The sequence below is a fragment of the Marasmitruncus massiliensis genome, from assembly GCF_900186535.1.
Lineage (GTDB): Bacteria > Bacillota > Clostridia > Oscillospirales > Ruminococcaceae > Anaerotruncus > Anaerotruncus massiliensis_A.
On sequence record NZ_FYDE01000004.1, the window covers coordinates 25,734 to 38,294 of the forward strand.

A 12,561-nucleotide genomic window follows, 5' to 3' on the forward strand; every position below is an offset into this window, starting at 1 on the left:
TTTATTTAGGAAGGAAAAAGAGCAGCAATGAAGTTTCAAAACACTAGTAAGATGCGAAAGGCTTACCTTGAAACGCTTTATCGAATAATCGGCAACGATGAGACTCTTGAAGCGTTTCTTGCTTTTTGCGGGAGACTATACAAATACAATTTTGAAAGGCAGGTGCTTATTTTTGCCCAGCGTCCGGATGCGGTTGCAGTAGCCTCGGAAGATTTGTGGACACAGCGGATGAAGCGGAAGATAAAGCAGGGCGCAAAAATCATTACAGTGTTTAACAAGGATATGTCGGGATTGATACACTTATTTGATGTATCGGATACCATTGGAGAGGAACAAACACTGCCGCATGTATGGAGATATGAAGCGGAAAAAGTGAAAGAACACCTTGATCCGCTGATTGAAAGTGCTCTACAAAAGCTAGATGCTACGCGAAACATACAAGAGTATGTTCAATTTGCGGTATACAGCCGGACAGGAAACAACGTGGACAGCATTTCATTTGATCGCTCTCTGTTAAGAAACATTGACTATTTTGAGGAATCGGGTATTCTGGTATCAAAGGCAACGGAACAAGTATTGAGGGAAATCGAAAGGAGTATAACATATGAGCAAAACAATGATGACGAAAAAAGAGGAAAATGGTATCCTCTATCTAATGAACAGCGACGGTTATTATTATCCACAAATAGCAGGCGATTTTCAGAATCGGGAACCGATGGGAAGATTCGGGAACTTAAAACTGGAGTATATGGAGGATCAACAGCCGGAACAGCTCAAACAATTAATTATGGACGGCGAACTGCTGGATTATCTGCACAAGATCAACAACGAGTGCTGGGAGAAGTCGGAGCGGATACAGGAACAGCTCAAACAGCAGACCCCGCCGCCGAAGGACGCAGATTTTCTCAAGTTGGTTCAGTACAACCAGCAGATACAGGACACGGCGAACGAGATCGTGCAGAGCGAACTGTTCCCGAACAATTAAATCTATTTGGAGCGGCAGAACAAGCCGCTCCTTTTTCGTTGCGAAGCCCTATGCATGAGATACTTCTGGAGCAGATATTACTGCATGGAGACCTGTCGGCAAACATAAATAGGGATACCTATCAGTTTTTTCAACAGGAATCAGGTACACAAAAGCGACAGGCGTTTTTAAAAGACAGATACGGATGGGGCGGCTATCTGTTTACAAAAAGGAATCTCCCTTACTGCTTCGTTCATTGGGAACCAGATTTTTTACAGATCCGCTCACAGTACAAAAAAGATGGGGTTTCCATGACGCTGAAATGGGAGGAGGTCGTCGCCCGCATAGATACATTAATCGCGAAAGGAATCTATTATCAGTCGGAAAGCGAACAAACGGAACAAATTCCGCAGAAAGATCAGAATTTACTTCAAAATGCCGTCATTTCCCGTGATGGAGATACTGTTACCATAGAAAGCAAGGCTGGAGACGAAAAGCATTACGTCGAGTTTGACGCAGAATTGCCGGATGAAGTCGCCGCCCGCATAGACGACTTAATCGCTAAAGGCGACTATCATCAGCCGGAAAACGAACAAACAAAACAAACCTCGCAGAAAGATGAGGTGAAGCTTCGGGAAATCGTCCTTTATCTTGGGGCAGATCCCATTGAGAGAAAAGCTGACGTCGAGTTTGGCACAGAGCTACCTGAAATCTTTGAAGCAATTCCCGAAGTGCCGGTTACCCGGCAGAACTACCGCTATTCCGGCGACCGTCCCACCGGCGGGCCGAAAGCAAAGTATCAGGCAAATGTCCGCGCCATCCGGCTGCTCAAGCAGATTGAAGCAGACGGCAGGCTGGCGACACCGGAGGAACAGCAGGAGCTGGCCGGGTATTCCGGGTGGGGCGGCATTCCGCAGGCGTTCGATGAGAACAACACCGGCTGGGCAAACGAATTTGCGGAGCTTTCTTCCCTGCTGGATGAGGACGAATATAAGAGCGCCCGCGCCTCCACGCCCAACGCGCACTACACTTCCCCGGAAGTGATCGACGCGGTATACGCCGCGCTGGAACGGTTCGGCTTTTCCGGCGGCAGGATGCTGGAGCCGTCCGTGGGCGTTGGCTACTTCTTCGGGCAGCTGCCGGAGCAGCTGCAAACCAGCAGACTCACCGGCGTGGAGCTGGACAGTGTCAGCGGCCGCATTGCAAAGCAGCTCTATCAGAAAGCAGACATTCGGATTCAGGGGTTTGAATCGACAGACTTGCAGGACGATTCTTACGATGCCGCAATCGGAAACGTCCCGTTCGGCAACTATCAGCTCGCAGACGTCCGGTACGACAGTTACCACTTTCTCATCCACGACTTTTTCTTCGCCAAAGCGATTGATAAAGTCCGGCCGGGTGGGTTCGTCGTCTTTGTCACCACAAAAGGTACACTGGATAAAGAAAATTCCACGCTGCGCCGGTATCTCGCCAAGAGAGCGAACCTCATCGGCGCGATCCGGCTTCCTAACAATGCCTTTCTGGAAACCGCAAATACCGAAGTTACCACGGACATCCTCTTTTTGCAGAAGCGAGAGATGATGACCACGGAGGAACCGGAATGGCTGCTTGTCGGCAGAGATGCAAACGGCGTGCCGGTCAACGAGTATTTCCTCAGCCATCCGGAGATGCTGCTGGGCGAAATGGTCTATGACAAGTCGATGTACGGCAACGAAAAGCTCACCTCCTGCAGGCCGTTCGAGGGAAAAGACCTCGGAGAGCTGCTGTCCGAAGCGGTGTCAAAACTGGAAGCACAGTATGCCCCTTTGGGTAATGCGCAGGAAATGGACAGTAAAGAAGAACTCCTTCCGGCAGACCCGAACGTCCGAAACTTCACCTATACGGTTGTGAACAATGCCATCTATTACCGTGAAAACAATTGGATGTGGCAATGCGACATGATGCCTAAAGGTATCGCGCGTATTAAGGGGCTGCACGCAATCCGGCTTGCGGTGCTGGATGTCCTGGATTGCCAGCGGGAGCGCGGCACGGATGAACAGCTTGCCGCCCTGCAGGAAACGCTCAACACCGCCTATGACCGCTTTGTTAAGGAGTTCGGAAGAATCGGGACGCGGGAAAACCGGCGCGTGTTCCGGCAAGATAATGACGCGGCTCTGCTAGCTGTGCTGGAGTCAGCAGATGAACAGGGCAACGTCAGTAAAGCGGACATTTTCACAAAGCGCACCATCAAGCCTGCCGTCCTTGCCGACCGCGCGGACAACGCGCAGGACGCACTTACCCTCTGCCTGAACTACCGAAGGTCGGTAGACTTTTCCTATTTGCAGCAGGTCTATCCGAAAGCGCCGGAGGAACTTCTCGCGGAGCTGGGCGACAGCATCTATTTAGACCCGCTGCACTTTTCAGAAGAACATCCCTATGAAGGCTGGCAGACGGCGGAGGAATACCTCTCCGGCAATGTGCGGGAGAAGCTGGCCGTCGCGCAGTCCTATGCCAAACAGCACCCCGAACGGTTTTCCCGCAACGTGCAAGCCCTTACCGCCGTCCAGCCGAAAGCGCTGGAACCCTCCGAAATCGAACTCCATATGGGGACGCCCTGGCTGGATATCGAATATTACGACCAGTTTGTGTATGAACTGCTGGGGACACCTTTCCGGTACCGGGGCGGTACCCCGAATGACCTGCATGTAATCTATAACCGGTACGACGGCAGCTGGACGGTGCTGAACCAGTGGCGGGATAAGACCAATATCAGCGCTTCCAGCACCTACGGAACGGAGCGCATCAGCGCCTACCAGATCATCGAAGATACGCTGAACCTGCGTAGCTCCACCGTCCGGGATGCAAAGGACGATGGGAAAGGCGGCGTCAAGTATGTCGTAAATTCCAAAGAGACCCGGCTGGCACGCGGCAAGCAGGAGATCATCAAGTCGAAGTTTCAAAGCTGGCTGTTTCAGGACAGTGACCGACGCCATAAACTGGTGGACTACTATAACGAGCACTTTAACAATATTGTTCCCCGCAGCTATGACGGTTCCCGCCTGCTGCTGCCGGAGATGAATCCCCGGGTGGAGCTGCGACGGCACCAGCTGGACGCGGTCGCCCGCTGCATCAGCGGGAACAACACGCTGCTGGCGCACGTCGTGGGCGCGGGCAAAACTTTCACGATGATCGCGGCAGCGCATGAGCAGCTTCGGCTGGGGCTGGCGGGCAAAGTCATGTTTGCGGTGCCAAACCACTTAACCGAACAGTTTGGCAGCGACATCTATGAACTGTACCCGGACGCTAAAGTGCTCATCTCCACTAAAGCGGACTTCGAAACGAGCAACCGGCAGAAGTTTCTGAGCCGGATTGCGATGAGCGATGTGCAGTATGTGGTCATCGGGCATAGCCAGTTTGAAAAAATCCAGATGTCCCCGGAAAACCAGCGGCGGCAGATTGAGCGGCAGGTGGAGGAGGTCTCGTTCGCCATTGAGGACGCAAAGCGGCAGCGCGGGGAAAGATACTCCGTCAAGCAGCTCGAATCCCTGAAGTTCTCGCTGGAAACACAAATGAAGCGGCTGCTGGATGACGGAAAGAAAGACCGGCAGGTGACCTTTGAACAACTCGGCATCGACAGTCTGTTTGTGGACGAGGCGCATTACTATAAAAATCTCGCGACCTTCTCCAAAATGCGCAATGTCGCCGGAATCTCCAACACCCACGCAAAGAAATCCTCCGACCTGCTCATGAAACTGGAGTACCTTGCGAACCACGACGGAATTTCCGGTATCGTAACCTTTGCGACCGGCACGCCGCTTTCCAACAGCATGGCGGAACTGTATGTCATGCAGAAATATTTGCAGCCACAAGCCCTGCGCGAGCGGGGCATTTTTCATTTTGACGATTGGGCGGCAAACTTCGGGGAAACCGTTACAGAGATGGAGATGGCGCCGGAGGGCAACGGCCTGCGTCCCCGCACGCGGTTTGCAAAGTTCCACAATCTGCCGGAGCTGATGCTCATGTTCCGCGAGATTGCGGACATCCAGACAGCGGATATGCTGAACCTGCCGGTTCCCAAACTGGCGGGAGGGAAACCGGTGGTGGTCAAATGCAAGCCGTCCAAGGCGCTGGAGGAATTCATGCTGGACGGCCTTGCCCGCGTGGAACGCATCCGCAACGGTGACGTGCATCCCACCGAGGACAACATGCTAAAATTCACGACCGACGCGAAAAAGGCCGGGCTGGATATGCGGCTCATCGACCCCTACGCGCCCGCCGACCCAGACGGCAAGATCGCGCAATGTGTGGAGCGCGTGCTCCATCATTACCGCGAAACGTCGGAGCAGCGCGGTGTGCAGCTCGTGTTCTGCGACACCAGCACCCCGAAAAAGGACGCATTCGACGTCTATAATGAGTTTAAACGGTTGGCAGCGGTGGCCGGAATCCCCGAACAGGAAATCGCGTTTATTCATGATGCGAATTCCGACGCGGCAAAGGAAGAACTGTTCACCAAATGCCGCAGCGGCGAACTTCGCGTGCTGCTGGGTTCCACACAGAAGTGCGGCGCGGGCACCAACATTCAAGATCGTCTGATCGCGCTTCATCATTTAGACTGCCCGTATCGTCCGTCCGACATTGAGCAGCGTGAAGGGCGCATCCTGCGGCAGGGCAACAAATGCTTCGACGAGGTTTTTGTTTACCGCTATGTTACGGAGCGCTCCTTTGACGCCTATCTGTGGAGCATCGTGGAAACAAAGGCGCGGTTTATTTCGCAGATTATGACCTCCAAAGCTATCAGCCGTACCTGTGAGGATGTGGACGAGGCGGTGCTCTCGTACGCCGAAGTCAAGGCGATTGCCAGCGGAGACCCGCGCATCAAGGAAAAGCTGGATGCCGACATGCAGGTTTCGCGGCTCACCGAACTGAAAAATGCCTGGAACGCGGAGCGGTACCGGTTGGAGGACGCTATCCGGCGCGATCTGCCCCGGCAGATTGCCAAAGCGGAGGAAACGGCGGCGAACATCCAAACGGACATGGCGCTATACGCGCAGACGGACGGCCAGGAGTTTTCCATGACCGTTGGCGGTACGTATTTCACGGAACGTGAACCTGCGGGCGCGAAACTGCTGGCACTCAGCAAAAAGGCAGGCCGTGACGCTGACCTTCCGGTGGGCAGTTTCCGGGGATTTGCCCTGTCCCTGCACCGGAATACTCTGTATGAAGACACCGTTGAGGTACGCATCCGGGGCAGCGCACTGTACACGGCAGAGCTGAGCTTTGACAGCGTGGGCAGCGTGATGCGAATTGAGAACGCGCTGAAAAAGATGGGAGAGCAGCTGCTGGATACCCGGCAGAATCTGGAGGACAGCAAAGCGGCGCTGAACAAATGCGAAGTAGCCTATGCCGTCCCGTTTCAGTATGAGGACGATTTGCAAAAGCAGCTGGAACGTCAGGCAAAGCTCAATTATGACCTGGATCTCAACCGCGTGGAGGATATGGTCATTGATGAGGAAGAAACAGAGATTGTTACAGAGAAAGGAGAAGATCAGGAAATGACAGTTGTATTGGTGGAACCGGGCAAAGCGGCGCGTATTGAGCGTATGAGAGGCGAACTCAAGGATATGCAGAAGCTGGTGGGCGGCAGCATAGAGGCCGTTCATCCTTTTGCGGACAACGCAGTGCTGATTTGCAACGAAGAAGGCAAACTGATGGGTTTGCCGCCCAACCGGACAGTGAACGGCGAAATTATTGCCGGTACGTTTTTCCTCTGTGCGGAAACGGAATCCGGAGACGACTTTACGTCCTTCGACAGAAGCCAGATGCAAAGCTATTTGCAGCTGTTCCGGGAGCCGGAAAAATTCAATCTTGGAGCCGCGTATGCAGAACCTTTGGCTCATTAACCGCTATGCGTCCGGAGTGCTGTTTGGGGGTGCGCTGCTGCTAGCTGCTATTCTGGACGCAAAAACGAGAGAGATCCCGGACGTCTGTCCCCTGATGCTGCTGCTGTCCGGGCTGCTGGGCATCCTTGCGGGGCGCGTCTCCGTTTGGGACGCGCTCGCCGGGATGCTCTGCACCGGCTTGCTTTGCCTGTTCCTGACGCTCTGGAAAGAGGACGGGTTCGGCGGCGGGGACATCAAACTGATCGGGGCGGCAAGCTTCTGCCTTGGGATACTGTCCAGTGCCTACGCGCTGGTGGTTTCACTGACAGCGGCAATTCTGTATGTCCTGCTGCGGATGCTGTGGGTCAAAACGAAGGGGCAGGCTGTGGCGCTTGCCCCTTTTTTGTCGGCAGGCTACTGCCTGCTTTATTTTCAGAAATGAGGTGTTAATCAATTTGTTTGGATTCAGAAAAGAGGAAGAAGTCTTCCGGCCCAAAAAGGAACATCCCAAGCGGGAGAAAAAGCGGCGGCTTCCTAAAGTGAAAGCAGAGGAAGACCTGTCCACGCATTTCGGGGAAAGCGTTGAGACATTTTCAGAGCAGGACGCCTACCCGGACAGCTTCCTGCCGCCGGATCCGCCGGAGGAAAAGACGGTGGGCAAGCTGCCCAAGCCCAAAAAAGAGAAGAAACAGAAACCGGAGAAACAGAAAAAGCCTCCGTCCGAAGCCCCGTTTTACCGCAACCGCTTAGTGATCGGGACAGCGTGCGTGTCAGCGGCCTGCATCATTGCTTTTGTCCTTGTGCCGGTCATGTCGTATGTAACCGGAACAGAGATGACGACCGTTACGGTCATGACCGCTCCGCTCGGAAAAGGCAAGCGAATAGAATCTTCCATAATCCGCACGGAACAGGTTCCCGCGCAGGGAGTTCCCAACAGTGCCATACAGGACGCTTCGCAGGCTGTCGGGAAATATGCGGCGGTGGATCTCGTTGCCGGAGATACGCTGCTGGCGAGTAAGCTCACGGAATCCATCCCATTCCCGGACGATTATCTGTATACCATCCCGGACGGACAGCAGGCCATTTCCGCCACCATCCAATCGTTCGCGGATGGGCTTTCCGGGAAGCTGCGTGCCGGGGATGTGGTTTCGGTCTACGCGGTGCCAAACCAGACGGATACGGAGGAAACAGACTATCTGGCCATCCAGCCGCCGGAGCTGCGGTTTGTCCGGGTGCTCGCCGTTACCAGCCAATTAGGGGCTGACAGGCAGCGGGACGAGCCGGAGAATTCCGGCAAGGACAATAAAAGTAGTGAGGACAAGGATAACCAACCCGCCACCGTCACGCTGCTGGTTCGACCGGAACAGGCGGCGGCAGTCGCGGGGCTGGAAGTGAACGCAAAACTGCATCTGGCACTGGTGTCGCGCGGGAACGAACAGGCGGCGCAGTCTTACCTTCAGACGCAGGGCGAGTACCTGGACGACGCGGCAAAAAAGGAAGAGCAGGAACTTCATGATCTGCTTCAGGATGAAAGTATTCAGAACCTACTAAACGGTGGGACAGATTACAGCGGCCTGAATCCGGAACAGACAGAAAGCGAGGAGAAAAGCGGTGAGTAAACTCATAACCATCTACGGTTCGCCGGGCAGCGGCAAAACATTGCTTTCTCTCGCGCTGGCAAGCCGCCTTGCCCTGCGCAAGGAAAATGTAATCCTCGTCAGCAGCGACAAGGTTGTGCCGCACCTCAAGGTGCTGCTCCCGACCGTGGAAACGGACAAGTCTCATTCCATGGGACCGCTGTTGTTAAAGTCGGGACTTACACAAAAGCAGCTTATCCCGAAACTGGTGTTCCATCCGGACAGCAGCTATCTGGCCTGCCTGGCATTAGCGCCCGGAGATACGCCGATCTCTTATCCGCCGCTGTGGGAACCGGCAAATGTCATGGAACTGCTGAACGTTCTGTCCGGCCTTGCGGATGTTGTTCTGGTGGACGGCATGAGCAACCCGGCTGCGGACAGCGTCACGCTCACCGCCATGGGAGTTTCCGAACGTGTCATCTGTACCCTGACGCCGGATCGCAAAGGACTGGAATACTTAAACGCGGTTTTACAGCTGCTGCGGGATGAGAAATACAAAACCGGAAAGCACATCCGCGTCCTCTCCCCAGTGCGGGAAACAAGCCCGGTGAATGAACTGCTGGGGATTATCGAGGATGTGCGGTTTCTGCTCCCTTACGCGGCGGAAGCGGAGGAACGGATGCTGTCTGGGAAACTGTTCAAAGATTTTACCCGCCGCCCTGGGCTGGTGTTGGAACGGCGTGTAGAAGAACTTTTGGAGGAATTGAAATGACGGAAGCACCCAGCTTAAATGATTATCTGTTCTCCGTTCAAGGGCATACCCCCTACCGGGATGTGCTCCAAAAGGTGCAGCAGTATATGTCCAAAGAATATGCAGACCTGTTCAGCAAACAGGAGCTGACGAAGGAAGACACCTTCCTCATTAAGAAAAATATTGAAAACTATCTCATTGAGGCGTCCATCAACTGCAATGAAAGCAAAAACCTGACCGAACTCACCGACCGGCTCTACAAAGACATGGTGCTCTATTCCTTTTTGACGGACTATCTGTCTCCGGAAAAAGTTGAGGAATTGGGGCTGGAGGAAATTAACGTCAACTCCTGGGAATGCATCTTTCTACAGACGTCGAAGAAAGGGAAAATCCGGCTGGAGGAACAGTTCCTGTCCCCGCAGCACGCAATTGACGTCATTACCCGGATGCTGCGGCACAGCGGCATGGTGATCGACGACGCGAAGCCGCTGGCGCTGGGGCATATTGCAAAGAATGTCCGTATCGCGGTGTTCAAGACGCCTGTGCTGGACGAGGAAATTGGCGTCTCCTGCTCCATCCGAATTGTGTCGTTTTCAAAGCTCACAAGGCGCAATCTTGTAAAGGAGTATGAAACGATACCGGGGAAAGCGCTGGATTTTCTGGAAAGCTGTATGCGGTACGGCGTGAGTATCTGTTTAGCAGGAGAAACCGGAAGTGGAAAGACCGGAACTGTGGGATATGTATTGTCCTCCATCTCTGCGAACGCGGATAAACGTGTGATTACCGTTGAGGAAGGCAGCCGGGAATTCGACCTGATCCGGCGCGATGAGAATGGGCGGGTGAAGAACGATGTGGTGCATCTGCTGACGCGCCCCAGCGAGAACGAGAAGCAGAATATCTCACAGGATTACCTGCTTGAAAATATCCTGCGTTATGACCCGGATATCATTGGAGTCGGGGAAATGCGCTCCCATGAAGCGATTACAGCGGCGGAAGCATCCAGAACAGGACATACCGTTGCAACGACTACCCACTCTTACAGTGCGCCGGATACCTATGAACGGCTCGTGGAACTGGCACAAAAAGTTTCTAGGGCATCCGAGGATGCATTATACCGTAAAATGATCGGGGCTTTCCCCATTATTGTCTATCAGGAAAAACTGACGGACGGCAGCAGGAAGGTGACGGAAATCATCGAGGGCGAAACCTACAAAAATGGCGAGCTTCAATACAGAACGTTATGGAACTACAAAATCACAGATAACTACATTGATGAAAACAACCAACCAAAAGTGGTTGGATCGTTTATCGAGGGGGAAAAAATCAGTGATAGGCTGCGCAGCCGCCTGATTAAAAAAGGCATGGCGAAATCCGTAGCGGATCAATATTAAAGGGGGAGGTTATCTTGCTTGGAATCAAACTACTGCTCTTTGTGCTGCTGATTGCCGGCAGTGCTTTTTTATTGGGGTTGAACCCGCTCTCATTCATCCCGGCAAAGGAAGAATTGAAAGTAAAGCTGAGCACACTGGTCAAAAAAATGCAAAGCGGCAGGAAACAGCCCCTGCTCCGGAAGGTGCGGCAGTCTCAGGGGAAGGAAAAGCCGAACTTTTTCCAGCAGAACCTGACGGATGCCCGCCGGATCCTGACATCCACGAATCAGCAGGGCAAGGTCAAGCTTATGATGCGGATGTCCGCTGTTTGTTTCTGTGCCGGACTGGTCGCCGCCGCTGCTATGCGGAATATCCTCATGCTGCCGGTGCTTTCCATAGGCTGCTCACTCATCCCGATGTGGTATATCCGGTATAGCGAGATCCACTTTAAACGCCAGCTCTGCGACGAGTTGGAAGTGGCACTTTCAGTCATCACCAGCTCCTATCTGCGGACTGACAACCTGCCGCAGTCGGCGGAAGAGAACCTGTCGTATCTGGAAGATCCGGTACGGACAGCATTCGCAAAGTTTGTAAACGGCGTAAAGTTTGTAGATGCCAATATCCAGAACAATATCCAAAACCTGAAAGCTTCGATAGAAAACCCGGTATTCCACGACTGGTGCGACATCCTGACACTGTGCATGATCGACCGCAACTACAAGTACAGCCTGTCCCCGGTTGTAGAACAGTTCAGTGACAATAAAGCGCTGCAAAATTCACTGGAGACGATTCTCCAACAGCCGGTGAGAACGTTCCTTTCCATTGCCGGGATAGCGCTTGCCATGATTCCTATTATTTATCTGGTAAACAAAGACTGGTTTTTTACTCTGGTTGGCACCTCGGCGGGCAAAGCAATCCTGGCGGTATTAAGCGTGGTGCTGTTTGCGGGTATGAATAAAGCGATCAGCCTGACCGCGCCAATTGAATGAGAGGAGGAATTTCGATGCTTTTTTTGCAGTTGTCTCTGGCAGGTCTAGCCGGAACCGGCCTGTGGCTGATTCTGACAGATACGTTAATCCTGCCGTCACTGCGTACCAAAAAGCTCTACCGCGAAAGCGGACGGCAAAAGGCAAAAGGCAGCCAGATGGAGAAGCTGGCCGCGCCGCTGGCAAAGCGGCTGGAATCGCATTTAACAATGAACCCGTATAAGCGGGAAAAGCTCGACCATACGCTGAAAACCATTGGGGATTCCAGAAATGCAGTGCAATTTACCGCGAATATGGCGGCGCAGTCAATGATTTTAGCCGCCGTGGGGATGGCTATGCTGCTCATAAACCCCATTGTACCCTTAATTTTTATCGGGGCAGCGGTCGTTGCCTATTTTCAGAACATGAAAGAGCCGGAGAAACGTTTGAAAGAGAAGCGTGAAAAGATCGAGCGGGAGCTGCCGCGCATGGCCAGCACGATTTCCAATAGTCTTTCCGCCAGCAGGGACGTGGTGAAAATCCTGGAGCATTACCGCAGGGTCTGCGGGCCGGAGCTGGCGGAGGAGCTGGATATTACGCTGGCGGATATGAAAACCGGCAATTCGGAGAACGCATTGCGCGGGCTGGAGAACCGGATCGGCAGCACGAAGCTGTCCGAACTGGTGCGCGGGCTACTGTCCGTCCTGCGCGGGGAAGATCAGCAGCTTTATTTCTACACCAAGAACAGCGAGTTCCGGCGAGAGGGCATCGAGCGTCAAAAGCAGGAAATCCAGAAGCGGCCTGAAAAACTGACGCCCTATATGATTGGCGTTGTAGCCTGTTTTTTCGTTATGCTGATGTATGTCCTTCTTTTTCAGGTCATGCAAAACCAAAAAATAATTTAGTAGAGGAGACTTTCACGATGCAACTGTTAAAAAGGGTTTGTTACAGAACATCTGCACAAACACAGAATCTAATCTTTCGGATAAAGCTAAAATTAAAGGAACGCAGCGGATCCGGAATCATAGAGTTTATGGTTTTGGCCGCAGCAGTTCTTGTAGTCGGTGCAATCCTGA

General features: G+C 53.2%; 8 protein-coding genes. All 8 read left to right on the forward strand.

Translation table 11 applies throughout. The annotated features are described in order from the left end of the window. Window positions 1-604 precede the first annotated feature (604 nt). Window positions 605-985 carry a TnpV protein gene (locus tag C1A10_RS04070; protein ID WP_101909039.1) on the forward strand — a complete coding sequence of 127 codons (381 nt, stop codon included), beginning with the start codon at window positions 605-607 and terminating at the stop codon, window positions 983-985. Window positions 986-1,275: 290 nt separating this feature from the next. Next, on the forward strand, window positions 1,276-6,843 hold the full coding sequence (locus tag C1A10_RS04075; protein WP_180950977.1) for a DUF3846 domain-containing protein: 5,568 nt from the start codon (window positions 1,276-1,278) through the stop codon (window positions 6,841-6,843). Continuing rightward, a complete protein-coding gene (locus C1A10_RS04080; protein ID WP_101909041.1) occupies window positions 6,821-7,264 on the forward strand; it encodes a prepilin peptidase in 444 nt (147 codons plus the stop codon). The genes C1A10_RS04075 and C1A10_RS04080 overlap by 23 nt, the downstream gene beginning before the upstream one ends. Window positions 7,265-7,277: 13 nt before the next feature. Next, a complete protein-coding gene (cpaB, locus tag C1A10_RS04085; protein ID WP_180950978.1) occupies window positions 7,278-8,441 on the forward strand; it encodes a Flp pilus assembly protein CpaB in 1,164 nt (387 codons plus the stop codon). Beyond that, window positions 8,434-9,171, forward strand: a complete 738-nt coding sequence (locus C1A10_RS04090; RefSeq protein WP_101909043.1) for a hypothetical protein — start codon at window positions 8,434-8,436, stop codon at window positions 9,169-9,171. The genes cpaB and C1A10_RS04090 overlap by 8 nt, the downstream gene beginning before the upstream one ends. Next, on the forward strand, window positions 9,168-10,541 hold the full coding sequence (locus C1A10_RS04095) for an ATPase, T2SS/T4P/T4SS family (protein WP_101909044.1): 1,374 nt from the start codon (window positions 9,168-9,170) through the stop codon (window positions 10,539-10,541). The genes C1A10_RS04090 and C1A10_RS04095 overlap by 4 nt, the downstream gene beginning before the upstream one ends. Before the next feature lie 14 nt (window positions 10,542-10,555). Next, window positions 10,556-11,509 (forward strand): type II secretion system F family protein, encoded by a 954-nt coding sequence (locus C1A10_RS04100; RefSeq protein ID WP_101909045.1) that lies wholly within the window; start codon window positions 10,556-10,558, stop codon window positions 11,507-11,509. A gap of 14 nt (window positions 11,510-11,523) precedes the next feature. Next, on the forward strand, window positions 11,524-12,390 hold the full coding sequence (locus tag C1A10_RS04105) for a type II secretion system F family protein (protein WP_180950979.1): 867 nt from the start codon (window positions 11,524-11,526) through the stop codon (window positions 12,388-12,390). Window positions 12,391-12,561: the final 171 nt, after the last annotated feature.